Genomic DNA, 16,274 nt, shown 5'->3' on the forward strand with positions numbered 1-16,274 from the left:
GAGGTCGTCGCGATGGACGGATTCAGTGGGTTCAAGACCGCCGCGACCGAGGAACTCCCCGACGCGGTCCTGGTGATGGATCCGTTCCATGTCGTCCGGCTCGCAGGCGACGCCCTAGACCGGACTCGACAGCGCGTCCAACAGGACACGCTCGGGCACCGGGGTCATGCCGGTGACCCGCTCTACGGTATCCGCCACACCCTTCACACCGGCGCGAGCTTCCTCACCGAGAAGCAAACCGCACGGCTCGACGCGGTGTTCGCCGTCGAGGAGCATGTGGAAGTCGAGGCGACCTGGGGGATCTACCAGCGCATCGTCGCGGCCTACCGTGAACCCGACAAGAACAAGGGCAAGCAGATGATGCGAGCCGTGATCGACGCCGTCAGCAGCGGCGTCCCCGCCGCTCTCGCCGAGGTCCGCCGCCTCGGGCGAACGTTGAAACAACGCGCCGCCGACGTGCTCGCGTTCTTCGACCGCCCCGGCACCAGCAACGGCCCCACCGAGGCGATCAACGGCAGACTTGAGCACCTCCGCGGCTCCGCGCTCGGCTTCCGCAACCTCACCAACTACATCACCCGATCGCTGCTCGAAACCGGAGGATTCAGACCCCACCTACACCCTCAAACGCGATGAACCCCATAACCCCAGGCTCTGCAACTGTGGAAAACACGAGTGCCCCGGCGTATACACGCCGAGGCACTCGGAAATAGTGGTTGAGCACACCATGGTAGAAACTTCGGCATAAACCCTTCGGTTAGCGACTCCCGATGCCCAACGCCCAGCGAATGAATATGTATTCGCGGCTCATAACAGGCGTTCTCTTGTCGAGAGTATCCAGTTGTCTCCCTGGAGAAGGCGAGGGGCTACCTCGAATCTCCCATCCGGTGAAGGTTGCCCCCCAGCGGCTTACTCTCAGCATACATCTTCCGGCTGTACAGGTCGAGCATGCGTCAACGCGGCCTCCCCCGTCGCTTCTGCTTGGAACGGTCTGGCTTCTTAGCGGAGAGCGTGTACTTGAGTCGGGCACTGACCGCAGATGACTGTCCGCTGCGCACATGGGCGTCCGGCGAGACGTTAAGGTAAGATCCCGGCGGCATGCTCCAAATTTCCAAGGTGGTCATCAGGTCGGACGTATTCTGAGCCGACTTCACATCCCAGTGGTAGCCGGCCCGCAGCACTCGCCCTCGCACTCGAAGCTCATGAGACCCGTGAGGTATGCCCTTCGGAGGACCCCACTCCCGGCTCTTGCCGTCTGTGCGGATCTTCGGCCCCTGGTACCGAGCACGGACCTTCACAGCATCCGTGAGCGGACATGCAACGTGGTCGTGACTCGGATCGAACACATGCATCGGCAGACAACGCGGATCGCGCTCGCCGTCACATTCGAGGGATGTCAGCTGAGCAGAGACGGCCCCTATTGCGTCAACGGGGCCGACACGGCCATTCACTTTGGCGAACACCGCCTTGTACCGGACGAACTGCTCCAGCTCCATCGTGTTCCTCTTCTGGCAGGAGTCGCGGGGATGGAAAGGCACTCGTGCATCGGTACCGATCTGGATGACGGCACAGTTGACGCGGTGCACCATCTGGTACATCTTCGAGGCGTCGATCCCGTTCATCACAAGAAAGTTGCCCTCGTTGCGTACGTTTACCTCGGAGAGGCGGTACGTCGTCACCGCCATGTCGGCTTCCTCCGCGAGCTTCTGCGCCGCTTTCCGCCAAACCTCAAACCGTGCCGAGCGCTCGTCGCGCGCGAGCGGCGGCGCGACGATGAAGACGCGAGCAGTTGTCATCGGTCTGCAGACGGAGCCGCCACTGCTCCCAGCGACAGCAAGGTTCGGTACAGGACGCCGAGCGGCAGACGCACGTCGCTCAATTCTGAGTCCGTCATCACCGACGCGGACGCCTTGAGAATATCGCGCTGCGTCAGCGGCCGCGCCTGGGCTTGCTGTGTCTGTGCGGACAACTCCGACGGGAACGCGTCGTCGGGAAGGGCTAGCCCCTCCTGTGCGAAGAACTCTTCGACGATGCCAACGACCTTCGCCCGCTGCTCCGCTTGTCAGCGACGGATAAGGACGTGGGGCACGCGCTCCCGGGGCACATCCACCCAGCGCTCGACTCTGGAGGGGTTCTCGTCACCGAAGACCCGCAACCAGCCGTCCGCGCATTCTTTCCTCCAGTCACGGACGTCCCCGGCCGAGACTGTCGGGAACCGTGGGCGTGCGTCCTCGTCCGCTTCGCTCGTCACCGCCCTCCCGGTGTGAGCGTCCCAGACATACGTCTCGCCGCTGCGATAGTCGATGACCGCGTCCCACAGATCACGACGAATGTGATGACGCTTCGTCGGAGACTTCTCAGTACCGGTTACCGGCGCAGCCGGTTTCGCGGGAGCAAGGAACTTCGCATGCCCGTGGGGGGACGATGAATCCAACTGAAGGAGGTCTGGGTAGCTTGCGGGCAGGAACCTCAGGTTCGGCCAGCCGAAGTCAGCCTCATCGAAGCTGGAGCCAGCAAGGTTCAGGAGTTGATTCTTCAGAACCGGCAACGACACGGAGTCTTCGCCACGGGCCTGCCTCTCACTCACGATCTGAACGACGTGCGCGCGAAGGCTCTCGGGGTCGCGACGCGCGGATGCCGTGTTGAGAATCCTCTGGACGTCTCCCGGCTCCACCCAGTCGTTCTCAGACCCCACTTCGGGCGAGCCGACCTGCCGAATGACACTGTCCGTCCCCACTCCGAGTACACGAGCGAGCTGGGATACGCGAGCGCGCACATGAGCGCTGGTGCTGAGAGTGGACATGTCACGGACTATAGCGAAAAGATGAAGAGGAAGAGCCATCAGCCGCCGCCGGGTGTGGCGAGCACGGCGATCATCGCGACGACGAGCAGCGCACCCGTGCCGATCCCGCTGAGGACCATCCACACCCGCACCCAGACGCGCATCGCCTGCTCCCGATAGAAGTGCAACCAGTCGTCCGCGGGAGCGACAACGGCGCGTCCGAGCACCACGGCATTGACCAGCTGCGGCGGGCGCCCGGCCGCGTCACCGAGGTCGAAGGCGAAGGCCAAGACGACGAGCACGCCGAACAACACCGCGAACACGGTGCCCCAGATCAGGGAACCGGACGCGATGCACCATGCCGACGCCACCCCGACGGCCACGGCCATGCCACCGGTGGCCCACGCCACCGGGCGGGGGAACTTTCTCACCCACCGGAAGCAGCTCAGGGGGAACCGCATACGGCGGCTCCCCCTGGCTGACACTCATCTTGCTGTCGCTCAGAAGTCCCAGTCGTCGTCTTGCGTGGCCACGGCCTTGCCGATGACGTAGGACGAACCCGAACCGCTGAAGAAGTCGTGGTTCTCGTCGGCGTTCGGCGACAGGGCCGACAGGATCGCCGGGTTCACGTTGGTGACGGTGGAGGGGAACATCGGCTCGTAGCCGAGGTTCATCAGCGCCTTGTTGGCGTTGTAGTGCAGGAACTTCTTGACGTCCTCGGTCAGGCCGACGCCGTCGTAGAGGTCCTGCGTGTACTGCACCTCGTTGTCATAGAGTTCGAACAGCAGGTTGAAGGTGTAGTCCTTCAGCTCCTGACGACGCTCCTCGGTCTCCTTCTCGAGACCCTTCTGGAACTTGTAGCCGATGTAGTAGCCGTGCACGGCCTCGTCACGGATGATGAGGCGGATGAGGTCGGCTGTGTTGGTGAGCTTCGCCTTGGACGACCAGTAGATCGGCAGGTAGAAGCCCGAGTAGAAGAGGAACGACTCCAGCAGCGTGGAGGCCACCTTGCGCTTGAGCGGGTCATCGCCCTGGTAGTAGTCCATGATGATCTGAGCCTTCTTCTGAAGGTTCGGGTTCTCCGTGGACCACCGGAAGGCCTCGTCGATCTCCTTCGTCGACGCGAGCGTCGAGAAGATGGACGAGTAGCTCTTCGCGTGCACCGACTCCATGAAGGCGATGTTGGTGTACACCGCCTCCTCGTGCGGGGTGATGGCGTCTGGGATCAGCGAGACCGCACCCACCGTGCCCTGGATGGTGTCCAGCAGCGTCAGGCCCGTGAACACACGCATCGTGAGCAGCTGCTCGTCCGGGGTCAGCGTGTTCCACGACTGGATGTCGTTCGACAGCGGCACCTTCTCGGGCAGCCAGAAGTTGTTGACGAGGCGGTTCCACACCTCGACGTCCTTCTCGTCCTCGATGCGGTTCCAGTTGATGGCCTGCACCTTGTTGACGAGCTTCAGCTTGTCCGGAGTCACACGTTGCCTTCCGACGGGGGAAATGAGAGATTCTCGGCCGGGAAGTCGTTAACCCCAGGCTCCCAAAAATACTACATCTAGGGACTGACACCGGAGCGAGACGCTAGATGGTGTGTTGGATCTCGTCCGACCGCGGTCCTCACCATGACGCTAGTTCGCGCCGTCGATCTTCTCGCGAAGCCAGGGGGACAGCGTCATCGCGAAGGTCGTCGCAAGGTGACTGTCGTCGAAGTACACGATGGTTCCGCCGATCACGGCGTGACACAATCCGTCGGCGGAGCACAGGATGTCACGGAGGTCGACAACCTCAGCTCCCGACTCCCGTGCGGCGTCCCGCAGCCAGGCGTCCGTGCCGGTCGGCGGCGACCACGCACACGGATCGTAAACGTCGCCCGCCGCTTCGACGCACTCCGGTGCCATGACCGGCTCAGCACCCTCCTGCGGCGGCCAGCTGTTGGGCATCCCCGGCGCTTCGGTCACGATGACCACCCGCTTGCCCGCTGCCCGCAGCGCCGCCAAGTACTCCCGTGCATTCGAGCCGATGAGGTTCACGTCCTTCACGCTCGCTCGAACGCCGATGATCACGAGCGTCAGATCGGGATCGGCGATCGCATCGGCGAACACCTTCTCCCCCCACGCGACGCAGGGCATGATTCCCGGATTCGGGTCGGCCGGCGCGGACTCGAATCCGGAGCACCCCACGCGGGTCCGCGCTTGGGCGTCCCAGTTCTCCTGCCGCGCGACCTCGGCCAGAGGGGTCAGCAGGTGCGACAGGTGAGAATCCCCGATGGCGAGCACACGGGGGCCGTCCCCCTTGTTCAAGATGCAGTCGACTTCCGTCGTCGGGTCCGCACCGGGAGAGCAGGCACCGGTGGCGCTCAGTCCCGTGCGGGTGAACTGGTCCTCGCTGGTCACGGCCGGATTGACGGTCTCGGTCACGGCGTACGGATCAGCGCAGTGGTTCGTGATCGCGTGCGCGCCGAAGCACGAGGCCGGGTCCGATGCCTGCTGAGCGACCGCGCTCTGCACGCTCTGCGCCTGCGCGATCATCGTCCACGCCGGGATCATGGTCACCGCGAGAACAACGGCCATGCCACCCGCCATTGCAGCGAACGTCGTGCGGCGAGTCGCAAGAACGCCGCGCGCTTGGCGCACGGGATCCTCTACAAAGCGCTTCGACAGAGCTCCAAGCAGGAGGGTGACGGCGGCGATCGTCAGAACGGCCGCCGGTCCCGGCGGCTTGTCCCGCACCATCAGATAGACGACGATCAGCGGCCAATGCCAGAGGTACACCGAATAGGAGATGTTGCCCAACCACTGCACCGGACCTGCGTGGGAGACGAACTGGGGCGACCACGCGTGATCGTCATCTCCCACCCAGAGCAGGAGCGCCGTGCCGACCACGGGAATCAGGGCGATCGACCCGGGGAACGGCGTTGTTGCATTGAAGACGAACGCGGGCACCACGACCATCATCACCGCGAGCCAGCTGACGATTCGACGCCACGTCCCGCCCAACTGCGGCATCGCGACCATCCCGACCAGCCCACCCAGCGCAAATTCCCATGCACGGGTGGGGGTGACGAAGTATGCCGACGGCTGCGATCGCGCGGTCTCGAGAATGGAGAAGACCAACGACGCGACGAACACCACCACCAGCACCCCGCCCACGACGGCACGGAAGTTCTTGACCGCGAGGCGCCGTGCGATGAACAGCGCCAAGACGATGAGTATCGGCCAGACGAGGTAGAACTGCTCCTCCACCGAAAGGGACCAGTAATGCTGTGCAATCGATGGGGTGTTGTGGGCTCCGAGGTAGTCCACGGAGTTCGCTGCGAGATTCCAGTTGACGACGTAGAGGCCGGCGAACGCCAACTCCGCGTAATTCTGAACCCGCAGCGACGTCGGCACGAAGAGGGACACGACAATGGCGGAGACCACCAGCACGAGAACCGCGGCCGGCAGGAGGCGACGCACCCGTCGCGCCCAGAACTGGGTGAGGTCGACGTTGCCGGTGCGATCGACCTCGCGCAGCAAGTGCGAGGTGATCAGGAACCCCGAGATCACGAAGAAGACGTCGACGCCGATGTAGCCGCCCGGCAGCGCCACCGGAACCAGGTGGAAGATGACGACCAGGGAGACAGCGAGAGCTCGAAGCCCCTGGATGTCTTTGCGGGCGATGGACGGCGGCACGGGAGCCAAGTCTATGGGCCTGCCGGGACGATCCCTACGCACCCGCCCACACCTCTCGGCGCGCGAAGGCCGCTGGCGCTGCCCATTGATGACAGAACGGGGCGCACCGTCCGGTGCGCCCCGTTCCCGTCCTGACGTGCGTCACAGCATGCAGCTGACGCAGCCCTCGACCTCGGTGCCCTCGAGTGCCATCTGACGCAGGCGGATGTAGTAGATCGTCTTGATCCCCTTCTTCCACGCGTAGATCTGGGCACGGTTGATGTCGCGAGTGGTGGCGGTGTCCTTGAAGAACAGCGTCAGCGACAGTCCCTGGTCCACGTGGCGGGTAGCCGCCGCGTACACGTCGATGACCTTCTCGTAGCCGATCTCGTACGCGTCCTGGTAGTAGTCCAGGTTCTCGTTCGTCATGAACGGCGCCGGGTAGTAGACCCGGCCCAGCTTGCCTTCCTTGCGGATCTCGATCTTCGACGCGATCGGGTGGATCGAGCTGGTCGAGTTGTTGATGTACGAGATCGATCCGGTCGGCGGGACCGCCTGCAGGTTCTGGTTGTAGATGCCGTGCTTCTGGACCGAGTCCTTCAGCGCGGCCCAGTCCTCACGCGTGGGCAGCTGGTGCCCCGCGAAGAGGGAGTCGACCGTCTCGCTGGTGGGCAGGAAGTCGTTCTCCAGGTACTGGTCGAAGAACGTGCCGGACGCGTACGTGGAGTCCTCGAAGCCGTCGAAGTGCTCGCCGCGCTCGATCGCGATCTTGTTCGACGCGGTCAGCGCGTGGAACAGGACGGCTGCGAAGTAGACGTCGGTGAACTCGACCGACTCCGGCGAACCGTAGTAGACGTGCTCACGAGCCAGGAAGCCGTGCAGGTTCATCTGGCCGAGACCGATGGCGTGCGAACGGTCGTTGCCGTCTTCCACCGAGCGCACCGAGGCGATGTGGCTCTGGTTGGAGACCGCGGTCAGCGCGCGAATGGCGGTGTCCACGGTGCCCGCCAGGTTCTTGCCGTCCATCGCGAGAGCGATGTTCATCGAGCCCAGGTTGCACGAGATGTCCTTGCCGATCACGTCGTACGACAGATCGGTGTTGTAGGTGGTCGGGGTGTTGACCTGCAGGATCTCAGAGCAGAGGTTGCTCATGTTGATCCGACCCTTGATCGGGTTGGCCTTGTTCACCGTGTCCTCGAACATGATGTACGGGTAGCCCGACTCGAACTGGATCTCCGCCAGAGTCTGGAAGAACTCGCGCGCGTTGATCTTCGTCTTCTTGATGCGGGGGTCGTCGACCATCTCGTGGTACTTCTCGCTCACCGAGATGTCGCCGAACGGAACGCCGTACACGCGCTCGACGTCGTACGGCGAGAACAGGTACATGTCCTCGCCCTTCTTCGCGAGCTCGAAGGTGATGTCCGGCACCACGACACCCAGCGAGAGCGTCTTGATGCGGATCTTCTCGTCGGCGTTCTCGCGCTTGGTGTCGAGGAACTTCATGATGTCGGGGTGGTGAGCCGACAGGTAGACGGCACCGGCACCCTGACGCGCGCCGAGCTGGTTGGCGTAGCTGAAGCTGTCTTCGAGGAGCTTCATCACGGGGATGATGCCCGAGGACTGGTTCTCGATCTGCTTGATGGGAGCACCCGACTCGCGGATGTTCGACAGCAGCAGCGCTACACCGCCGCCGCGCTTGGAGAGCTGCAGCGCGGAGTTGATGCCGCGGGAGATGGACTCCATGTTGTCTTCGATGCGCAGCAGGAAGCAGCTGACGAGCTCGCCGCGCTGTGCCTTGCCTGCATTGAGGAACGTGGGGGTGGCCGGCTGGAAACGACCCGAGATGATCTCGTCGACGATCTGCTCGGCGACCTTCTCATCGCCGTCGGCGAGCGCGAGCGCGCTCATCACGACACGGTCCTCGAAGCGCTCCAGGTACCGCTTGCCGTCGAAGGTCTTCAGCGTGTAGCTGGTGTAGTACTTGAACGCGCCGAGGAAGGTCTCGAAGCGGAACTTGGCCGCGTATGCACGGTCGTTGAGCTTCTGGATGAAATCGAGCGAGTACTTCTCGAGCACGGCCGGCTCGTAATACTCCTTCTCCACCAGGTAGTCCAGGCGCTCCTTGAGCGAGTGGAAGAACACGGTGTTCTGGTTGACGTGCTGCAGGAAGTACTCGCGCGCAGCGCGGCGGTCGGCGTCGAACTGGATCTTGCCGTCCGCGTCGTAGAGGTTGAGCATCGCGTTCAGCGAGTGGTAGTCCATACCCTCGTACGCGGGGTTCGCCTTGAAGTCGCTGACCTCGGTCACTGCTGCTTCCACCATCGTTCCAATCCGTTGCTCACCTGAGCCACGTCATCCGGCGTGCCGAAGAGTTCCACTCGATACAAATGCGGCACGTGGCACTTGCGGGAGATGATGTCGCCGGCGAGGCAGTACGCCTCACCGAAATTCGTGTTGCCCGCCGCGATGACACCGCGGATCAGGGAACGGTTGCGCGCGTCGTTCAGGAACCGGATCACCTGCTTGGGGACCGCGCCGTGCCCGTCACCTCCGCCATAGGTAGGGGTGACGAGCACGTAGGGTTCTTCGACAACGAGCGGCTCATCGGCTCGGTGCAGCGGGATCCGAACGGCCCGCATACCCAGCTTTTCGATGAAACGCGCCGTATTGCCAGACACGCTGGAGAAGTAGACCAGCAGCGGTGTATCCGCCACGGGGTGGGAAGGCGTCGTGCCGAGACCCGGCGCCTGCGGAGCCAGCAGGACCGACATACGCCGATCCGATCAGGCGAGGCGGGCGGCGAGCTCGTCGATCTTGTCGGGACGGAAGCCCGACCAGTGGTCGCCCTCAGTGATCACGACAGGCGCCTGCATGTACCCCAGAGCCTTGACCTGCTCGAGAGCGTCAGCATCCTGCGTGACATCGAGGATTTCGTACTCGATGCCCTTGGAGTCGAGTGCGCGGTAGGTCGCGTTGCACTGGACGCAGGAGGGCTTCGTGTAGACCGTTACAGACATTTTGACCGTCTTTCCCCTCTGGTGATCTTGGTGTGTGGCCGGCAACCGGTGCCGGAGCTCCAATACTACATATAGGTGTCGACATTGGAAGTGACCACAAGAGGTAGTAGTTACATTCGTGTAGTTATCCACCGTCCTCCACAGGGTTCAACACAGGTTGTCCACGATTTCATCCACAACCGGCGAACGAATCTGGGAACCTGAAACCCGCGTGAAAGCCGGGGTGTCGGACGCCACGGCCTCGTCCTTCCACAGGTTGGACGCTACGCCGGGCCTCCGACATTGGAATCCGGTGGACAATCCGAACTCGGCGTGTCGCGGCGTGTCGTGATCAACCCGCCGAGCGCCACGCCGCAGCACCTCCTGAGCGGGCTCCCCGAACGGTAATCTGGACTCTCGTGGCCGGGTACCAGGATCTGCTGCGCACGCCAGGCGTCGCGCGCATCATCATCGCTCAGCTCGTCGCGCGCTTCCCCAACGGGATGACGAGCCTGGCCATCCTCATGCACGTCGAGCAGATCACCGGCTACTACGCCGCCGCGGGTCTCGTTCTGGCTGCGACTTCTGTAGGCCAGGCCATCGCCGGTCCCGTCGCGAGCCGGTGGATGGGCCGCTGGGGAAGCCGCCCCGTCATCGGCACCATGATCGGCATCTGCGCTGCGGCTCTCATCGCCATCACCACACTCCACCTCGTCGTTCCCGAGGCGATGGTGCGCGGCGACGGCAGCGTGTTCCCCCCGATCGTCTTCATCTACATGGTGCTGGGCTTCATCGCGGGCCTGGCCACTCCCCCGATCCAGTCGGCGGTGCGCACCATCTACCCGAAGATGGTCAACTCCCGCCAGCTCACTCCGCTGTTCTCCCTCGACGCCTCGCTGCAGGAGATCATCTGGATCATCGCACCGGTGCTCATCACGCTGGTGAGCACGCAGATCAACACCGTCGTCGGACTCTTCACGATCGTGGCGATCCTCGTCGGCGGCGGCACCTGGTTTCTCGTGCTGCCGGAAGTCGGACGCGTCCGCATTCCGCAGAGCCGTCGCGGCTTCGGCAAGGTGCTCGGCAAACCCGCCGTCCTGCTCGCCACCGTGGTCGGTTTCCTCCTGATCGGCGCCTGCACCGCGGTGGAGGCAGGTGTGATCGCCACCTTCGGACACGGAGGCGTCGAGGCCGGTCTCGTGCTGGCGGTGTTCTCAGTGGGCTCACTGGCCGGCGGGCTCGTATCGGGCGCGATCCCGATCAGCCGCTGGGCGATGGCGCGCCGCCTCCTCATCGTCGCCGTGGGACTCGCCGTCATCCCCTTCTTCGTGAATCCCGAATGGGTGGGTCAGCCCTGGGCGATCGGTACCGCGCTGACGCTCGCCGGCATCGGTGTGGCGCCCGCGCTGGCGGTGCTGTTCGCGATGACCACGGCCAGCGTGAAGTTCAGCGACACGGCCGAGGCCTTCGGCTGGGTGGCCACCGGTCAGCTCATCGGTGGTGCTGCGGGATCGGCCCTCGCCGGCTTCCTCATCGACGGCATCGGCCCGGCCGGAGCGTATATCGCAGCCGCCGGACTTGCGCTGGTGGGAACCGTGGTCTCCACCGTCTTCGTCCGCGGATTCCCGGACCTGCGACATCGCGATGCCGCGCCGATTCCGGACACGGCGCCGATCCAGACCGTCTCCTGACTTCCGCTGACGCCGCGGGCTCTTGACGCCCGATGACGCCGCGGGAATAGCGCGCGGCGGCTCCCGTGTTGGCGGCAGCATGAGCAATCGCACCGTGTGGCAGACCGCGTTCGGCGGACCCGAGAACATCGAGATCGTGGATGCAGACGTCCCCACGCCCGGCCCCGAAGAAGTCCGCGTGCGCGTCGCGGCCGCTGGCCTCAACCCCGTGGACTGGAAAGTGGCGGCATCTGAGCAGATGGCCCGGGCGTTCCATGTCAGCGTGCCGGGTGGATACGGCAGCGACTTCGCCGGAGTGATCGACGCGGTCGGCGACCGCGTCGGGTCCTGGAGCGTCGGCGATCGTGTGCTCGGCGCCGCACGTGGGCATGCCATCGCCGACTACATCGTCGCTCCCGTGTCGAAGCTCGTGCCGGTGCCCGAGACCGTCAGCCTCCAGACGGCCGCGACCCTCGACATCGCCGGACGAACGGCGGCCGCCGCGGTGGACGCCCTCCATCTCACGGCGGACGATGCGGTGCTGATCGGCGGTGCCGCCGGCGGCGTCGGCGTCATCGCGGTGCAGTTGGCGGTCGCGACCGGAGCGCAGGTCATCGCGACGGCGTCAGAGCGCAACCACGACTTCCTGCGCCAGCTGGGTGCCGTTGCGGTGGCCTATGGCCCCGGCCTCGCGGACCGCGTCCGTGCGGCTGCGGACCGGTCGGTGACAGCGGCGACCGATCTGCAGGGTACCGAGGCCATCGATGCCGCGATCGAGCTCGGCGTCTCCCCCGAGCGGATCACGGCGATCGCCGCGGGCGGCGCGTCGCTCCCCGCCGGTGTGACCGCCACCGGAGGCGGCAACGCGCGTCCCGACGCTCTTGCCGACATCCAGCGACGCATCGGCGACGGGTCGCTGCGCATCGAGATCGCGGAGGCGTATCCACTGGAGGAGACGGCTGCCGCGGTGGAGCGTCTGCGCGAGGGTCATGTGCGCGGCAAGCTCGTGATCGCGGTGGACCCCACGCTCGTCTGACACCCACCGCCGCCCACACGCGGCCCGGCGCTGAGCGTGCAGGGACAGAATGGAGGTATGAGCGTGTTCGATCCTGCCGAGTACCTTCCCGACGATCTTCTGGAGCGCATCCGGTCCCGCGCGGCGCAGGTCGATGCGGACAACGTCTTTCCGCGGCAGGACCTGGATGAACTACGAGAGGTCGGATACCTGAAGATTCTGGTGCCCGCCGATCGCGGCGGCGCCGGGCTCTCGCTGGAGCAGGCCGCTGTGCTGCAGCAGCGCCTCGCCGGAGCGGCACCCGCGACCGCCGTGTCGATCAACATGCACCTGGTGTGGACCGGCGTCGCGAAGGTGATGCGCGATCGTGGCATCGACGCGCTGTCCTTCGTGCAGGAGGGGGCCGCGCGCGGCGAGGTGTTCGCTTTCGGGATCAGCGAAGCGGGCAACGACCTGGTGCTCTTCGGCTCCGATACCACCGCCGTGCCGCAGTCCGATGGCGGTTACGCGTTCACGGGAACGAAGATCTTCACCTCGCTCGGCCCAGTCTGGGACCAGCTGGGCCTGCACGGCCTCGACGAGTCCGACCCCGAGAACCCGAAGCTGATCTATGCGTTCGTGCCGCGCTCGGAGCAGGTCGTCACTCGCGATGACTGGGACACCCTGGGGATGCGGGGCTCGCAGTCGCGCACCACAGAACTGCACGGCGCCGTCGCGCCGGCCGATCGGATCGCGCGGATCGTCGCTCCCGGGCCCAATCCGGATCCCATCGTGTTCGGGATCTTCAGCGTGTTCGAGGTGCTGCTCGCGTCGGTGTACACCGGGATCGCGCGGCGGGCCCTCGAACTCGCGGTCGAGACCGCTGGAAAGCGCCGCTCCAAGAAGACGGGCAAGTCGTATGCCCAGGATCCGGACATCCGCTGGCGCATCGCGGAGATGGCGCTCGCCTACGACGCGCTGCCGCCACAGATCGCCGCGATCGCTCGCGACGTCGATGGAATCGTTGACAACGGAGCGCGCTGGTTCGCGATGCTGTCGGGAGTGAAACACCGCGCCGTCGTCATGGCCAAGGACGTCGTGGACAACGCGATGCTCGTCGCCGGCGGCTCCAGCTTCTTCACTCGCAACGAGCTCTCGCGCCTCTATCGCGACGTGCTGGCGGGGATGTTCCACCCCTCCGACCCCGAATCCGCCCACGCGACCGCAGCGTCCGCCCTTCTCGGCCCCGTGGAACCATGACCCGCGAAACTTCCGTCTGTGGGCGACAATCGGCGCATTGCGGTGATTCTCGCCCACAGACGGACGTCTCGCGGAATATGGGTAAGCGGAACCCGGGCAGGAGGCACGACGATGACGAATGATCCTCGAGCCGCTGCGGCGGAGTACCGCGCAGCGAGAGGCGACCGTCCGACCGACGGGAACGCGGGCCGGGACGGCAACGACGACGGGCCGGCGGCAGGGACGACAGGCGGGCAGCGTTCTGAACCACAGCGGACGTGGACGGCGGCGGACCGCGCGGCTTACGTCGAGACCGCGCTCCAGCAGGCGATGCGCGAGGGAGCGTTCGACGACCTGCCGGGGGCAGGCAAGCCGATCGAGGGTCTCGGCACCCACCACGATCCCGACTGGTGGATCCGCCGCAAGATCCAGACAGAAGACCTGCGCGGGCTCGGTCCCGCAGCCCTCACCCTGCGCGTCGAGGATCGCGAGTTCGAGCAGCGGCTGGACGCCTCACCCGCGAATCCGACGTCCGCGAAGCGGTCGAGGACTTCAACCGTCGTGTGAAGCGCGCCCGGCTGCAGCTGCTGGGTGGGCCGCCCGTCGTCACCCCCTTGCGGGACGCCGACGCCGAAGTCCAGTCCTGGCTCGAGCGCCGTACCCAGCACGTGACGGAGCCAACGCAGCCGCCCTCCCGTCAGTGGTTCCGCCGCAACCGCTGAGCCGCGGGTTCTGGCGCCGATGCGCCCAGCGCCGTCGGTGTGGGCCCCGCGTCTCGCTTCGCGTGCGCGCGACGGGGTTACTTACCCGTGACCTCGAAGGCCTTGAGCATCTCCTCGATGGCCTGCTCGCGCTCGTCGCCGCCGGATTCCATCATGTGACTGACGTGGGTGCGGAGGTGATTCTCCAGCAGCAGACGGTTGAGGGATTCCAGGGAGCGCTGGATCGCACGGGACTGCGTGATGATGTCCATGCAGTACTCCTCGTTGTCGATCATCTTCGCGACGCCGCGCAGCTGACCCTCCAGGATGGCGGTGCGGTGCAATGCGCGCTTCTTGATGTCCTCGATCACGTCTTCAGCGTACCGCCGAGGCGCATCGCCTCGACCGTGCTGAGCGATGCGAAGATGTGGCCATGGCGCCCACACCCATCGAACTGCTCTCTCCGGCCGACCAGGAGCGGCGTCGTGCCCTCTCCCGTATGAAGACGATCGCGCTCGCCGCGCTGATCGCGATGGCCGTGCTGTTCTGCATCGGCTTCGTGCTGCAGGAGCGCTACCCGGCCTGGGGCTACCTCCGCGCGGCGGGTGAGGGCGGCATGGTGGGTGCCCTCGCCGACTGGTTCGCCGTCACCGCGCTGTTCCGCCGCCCGATGGGGCTGCCCATCCCCCACACCGCGATCATCCCCAGCCGCAAGGACGAGATCGGGCGCACGCTGGGCGAGTTCGTCGAGACCAACTTCCTCGCCGGTGACGTCGTCCGCCAGAAGCTGGACACCACCCCGATCGCCGCGCGACTGGGTTCATGGCTGCGCGAGGAGCCCAACGCCCAGCGCATCGGCAGCGAGCTGTCCACCGCCGCAGCAGGGATTCTCCGCGCGCTGAGCGATGACGATGTGCAGGACCTCATCAGCGATCTCGCCCGCCGTCACCTCATCGACCAGGACTGGGCCACCCCGGCAGGCACGTGGCTCGGCCGCATCGTGGAGACGGATGCCCAGCGCCCCGCCGTCGACCTCGCCGCCGACACGGTCGCGAACTGGCTGAGCAGCAACCACGCCGCCTTCCAGGGGCTCATCTCCCGTCGTCTGCCCGGCTGGGTGCCGAAGCTCGCGCACCGCTTCGTCGACGACACTGCGTACAACGAGGCGGTCAAGTTCGTCGACGCGGTCCGCGAAGATCCGAATCACCCGGCCCGGCACGCCATCGACGGCTATCTCGCCCGCCTCGCCGACAACCTGCAGCACGACCCGACGACCCGCGCCAAACTCGAAGGCGCCAAGAGCGGCGTGTTCGACAGCCCCAAGGTGCGGCAGCTGGCGAGCGACGCCTGGCAGACGGTCAAGACCGGGCTCATCACCGCTCTGGAGGACGAGGACAGCGCTCTGCGTGCCCGCATCGACGCCGCACTCGCCGACATCGGCGCTCGCCTCGCGGACGACGCATCGCTGCAGCGCCGCGTGGACGGCTGGGTGACCAACGCCGCCGTCTTCCTCGTGGACCGCTACCGCCACGACATCGCCAGCATCATCACCGACACCGTCGAGCGATGGGACGCCAGCGAGACGACGGAGAAGATCGAGCTGATGGTCGGTCGCGACCTGCAGTACATCCGCCTCAACGGCACGGTCGTCGGTGCACTCGCCGGCGTCACGATCTTCGCGGTCGCGCACGCCGCGATTCAGCTGTTCGGCTGATCAGGCCCGGCGGGTCCAGGTCTCGAAGCGATAGGCCGGTCCACGTTCGGACGGCGCGAAGTCGGGAACGCCCGGCGACGCCGCCGTGAGCACGAACTCCGACGGGAGCTGCGGCGCGTGAGTGTCGCCATCCGGGATGTCCAGATCGAGCACGGTCACCAGCACCTGATCGGCCTCGGGCAGGAACTGCTCGTAAACCGAACCGCCGCCCACCACCCAGATCTCATCGCTCCCGTCCGCGTCACCCGCGAGGGCGAGGGCTTCGTGAACGTCTGTGGCGACCAGCCCCCCCGCTTCTCGCACCTCGGCGGCAAGCGCGTCGTCATGGGTCAACACAATGTTGGTGCGCTCGGAGAACGGCCGGAAGCGCGGCGGAATCGACTCCCACGTGCGCCGTCCCATGATCACGGGGTGGCCCATCGTGGTGCGCTTGAAGTACGCCATGTCTTCGGGCGCGCGCCACGGCATGCCACCGTCGCGACCGATGACGCCATCGACGGTCTGAGCCCAGATCAATCCGATGCGCGACAT

General features: G+C 65.6%; 17 protein-coding genes. 7 read left to right on the plus strand and 10 right to left on the minus strand.

From position 1 onward, the window contains the following. Positions 1 to 633 (plus strand): ISL3 family transposase (locus ACI3KU_RS13820; RefSeq protein WP_404922884.1); only part of this gene is annotated, 633 nt, incomplete at its 5' end. Positions 634 to 950: 317 nt separating this feature from the next. Here the strand turns inward: ACI3KU_RS13820 and ACI3KU_RS13825 are convergent. From ACI3KU_RS13825 to nrdH, 8 genes are all read right to left on the minus strand, one after another. Next, complete coding sequence (locus tag ACI3KU_RS13825) at positions 951 to 1,793, minus strand: hypothetical protein (protein ID WP_404922885.1); 843 nt, start codon at positions 1,791 to 1,793, stop codon at positions 951 to 953. Positions 1,794 to 2,059: 266 nt separating this feature from the next. Continuing rightward, positions 2,060 to 2,671, minus strand: a complete 612-nt coding sequence (locus ACI3KU_RS13830) for a hypothetical protein (RefSeq protein ID WP_404922886.1) — start codon at positions 2,669 to 2,671, stop codon at positions 2,060 to 2,062. Positions 2,672 to 2,838: 167 nt separating this feature from the next. Next, the gene (locus ACI3KU_RS13835; RefSeq protein ID WP_404922887.1) at positions 2,839 to 3,240 is read right to left on the minus strand and encodes a hypothetical protein; all 402 of its coding nucleotides are present in this window, start codon (positions 3,238 to 3,240) and stop codon (positions 2,839 to 2,841) included. 39 nt (positions 3,241 to 3,279) lie between these two features. Then, positions 3,280 to 4,257, minus strand: coding sequence for a class 1b ribonucleoside-diphosphate reductase subunit beta (nrdF, locus tag ACI3KU_RS13840; RefSeq protein WP_404922888.1), 978 nt, complete (start codon positions 4,255 to 4,257; stop codon positions 3,280 to 3,282). 150 nt (positions 4,258 to 4,407) lie between these two features. Continuing rightward, entirely contained in the window at positions 4,408 to 6,450 is a 2,043-nt protein-coding gene (locus ACI3KU_RS13845) for an acyltransferase family protein (RefSeq protein ID WP_404922889.1), read from the minus strand. A gap of 141 nt (positions 6,451 to 6,591) precedes the next feature. Then, positions 6,592 to 8,751, minus strand: a complete 2,160-nt coding sequence (gene nrdE / locus ACI3KU_RS13850) for a class 1b ribonucleoside-diphosphate reductase subunit alpha (RefSeq protein WP_404922890.1) — start codon at positions 8,749 to 8,751, stop codon at positions 6,592 to 6,594. Further along, the gene (gene nrdI, locus ACI3KU_RS13855) at positions 8,733 to 9,200 is read right to left on the minus strand and encodes a class Ib ribonucleoside-diphosphate reductase assembly flavoprotein NrdI (RefSeq protein ID WP_404922891.1); all 468 of its coding nucleotides are present in this window, start codon (positions 9,198 to 9,200) and stop codon (positions 8,733 to 8,735) included. Before nrdI ends, nrdE begins: the two co-directional genes overlap by 19 nt. A gap of 12 nt (positions 9,201 to 9,212) precedes the next feature. Then, complete coding sequence (nrdH, locus tag ACI3KU_RS13860; protein WP_404922892.1) at positions 9,213 to 9,446, minus strand: glutaredoxin-like protein NrdH; 234 nt, start codon at positions 9,444 to 9,446, stop codon at positions 9,213 to 9,215. A 398-nt stretch (positions 9,447 to 9,844) separates the two neighbouring features. Here nrdH and ACI3KU_RS13865 point away from each other — a divergent pair, with 398 nt between their 5' ends. From ACI3KU_RS13865 to ACI3KU_RS13885, 5 genes are all read left to right on the plus strand, one after another. Then, positions 9,845 to 11,116 carry an MFS transporter gene (locus tag ACI3KU_RS13865; RefSeq protein WP_404922893.1) on the plus strand — a complete coding sequence of 424 codons (1,272 nt, stop codon included), beginning with the start codon at positions 9,845 to 9,847 and terminating at the stop codon, positions 11,114 to 11,116. Positions 11,117 to 11,195: 79 nt separating this feature from the next. Next, complete coding sequence (locus ACI3KU_RS13870; protein WP_404922894.1) at positions 11,196 to 12,131, plus strand: NADP-dependent oxidoreductase; 936 nt, start codon at positions 11,196 to 11,198, stop codon at positions 12,129 to 12,131. A gap of 57 nt (positions 12,132 to 12,188) precedes the next feature. Beyond that, a complete protein-coding gene (locus ACI3KU_RS13875) occupies positions 12,189 to 13,349 on the plus strand; it encodes an acyl-CoA dehydrogenase family protein (protein WP_404922895.1) in 1,161 nt (386 codons plus the stop codon). Positions 13,350 to 13,460: 111 nt separating this feature from the next. Continuing rightward, a complete protein-coding gene (locus ACI3KU_RS13880) occupies positions 13,461 to 13,895 on the plus strand; it encodes a DUF1992 domain-containing protein (RefSeq protein WP_404922896.1) in 435 nt (144 codons plus the stop codon). Further along, complete coding sequence (locus ACI3KU_RS13885) at positions 13,892 to 14,050, plus strand: hypothetical protein (RefSeq protein ID WP_404922897.1); 159 nt, start codon at positions 13,892 to 13,894, stop codon at positions 14,048 to 14,050. The genes ACI3KU_RS13880 and ACI3KU_RS13885 overlap by 4 nt, the downstream gene beginning before the upstream one ends. Before the next feature lie 77 nt (positions 14,051 to 14,127). On the opposite strand, the gene ACI3KU_RS13890 is transcribed toward ACI3KU_RS13885, so the two are convergent. Further along, positions 14,128 to 14,400, minus strand: a complete 273-nt coding sequence (locus ACI3KU_RS13890; RefSeq protein ID WP_231092257.1) for a metal-sensitive transcriptional regulator — start codon at positions 14,398 to 14,400, stop codon at positions 14,128 to 14,130. Positions 14,401 to 14,462: 62 nt separating this feature from the next. On the opposite strand from ACI3KU_RS13890, the gene ACI3KU_RS13895 reads away from it, so the two are divergent. Then, positions 14,463 to 15,743: a DUF445 domain-containing protein gene (locus tag ACI3KU_RS13895; RefSeq protein WP_404922898.1), complete on the plus strand. Its 1,281-nt coding sequence runs from the start codon at positions 14,463 to 14,465 to the stop codon at positions 15,741 to 15,743. On the opposite strand, the gene ACI3KU_RS13900 is transcribed toward ACI3KU_RS13895, so the two are convergent. Further along, positions 15,744 to 16,274 (minus strand): dihydrofolate reductase, encoded by a 531-nt coding sequence (locus ACI3KU_RS13900; RefSeq protein WP_404922899.1) that lies wholly within the window; start codon positions 16,272 to 16,274, stop codon positions 15,744 to 15,746.

The organism is Microbacterium sp. ZW T5_56 (genome assembly GCF_044987425.1).
Classification (GTDB): domain Bacteria; phylum Actinomycetota; class Actinomycetes; order Actinomycetales; family Microbacteriaceae; genus Microbacterium.

Excerpts from the sequence above, each read along its gene's own strand:
- nrdH (WP_404922892.1), bottom strand. The coding sequence starts at position 9,446 with ATGTCTGTAACGGTCTACACGAAGCCCTCCTGCGTCCAGTGCAACGCG.
- ACI3KU_RS13825 (WP_404922885.1), bottom strand. The coding sequence starts at position 1,793 with ATGACAACTGCTCGCGTCTTCATCGTCGCGCCGCCGCTCGCGCGCGAC.
- ACI3KU_RS13875 (WP_404922895.1), top strand. The coding sequence starts at position 12,189 with ATGAGCGTGTTCGATCCTGCCGAGTACCTTCCCGACGATCTTCTGGAG.
- ACI3KU_RS13835 (WP_404922887.1), bottom strand. The coding sequence starts at position 3,240 with ATGCGGTTCCCCCTGAGCTGCTTCCGGTGGGTGAGAAAGTTCCCCCGC.
- ACI3KU_RS13895 (WP_404922898.1), top strand. The coding sequence starts at position 14,463 with ATGGCGCCCACACCCATCGAACTGCTCTCTCCGGCCGACCAGGAGCGG.
- ACI3KU_RS13900 (WP_404922899.1), bottom strand. The coding sequence starts at position 16,274 with ATGTCGCGCATCGGATTGATCTGGGCTCAGACCGTCGATGGCGTCATC.
- ACI3KU_RS13870 (WP_404922894.1), top strand. The coding sequence starts at position 11,196 with ATGAGCAATCGCACCGTGTGGCAGACCGCGTTCGGCGGACCCGAGAAC.
- ACI3KU_RS13880 (WP_404922896.1), top strand. The coding sequence starts at position 13,461 with ATGACGAATGATCCTCGAGCCGCTGCGGCGGAGTACCGCGCAGCGAGA.
- nrdI (WP_404922891.1), bottom strand. The coding sequence starts at position 9,200 with ATGTCGGTCCTGCTGGCTCCGCAGGCGCCGGGTCTCGGCACGACGCCT.
- nrdE (WP_404922890.1), bottom strand. The coding sequence starts at position 8,751 with ATGGTGGAAGCAGCAGTGACCGAGGTCAGCGACTTCAAGGCGAACCCC.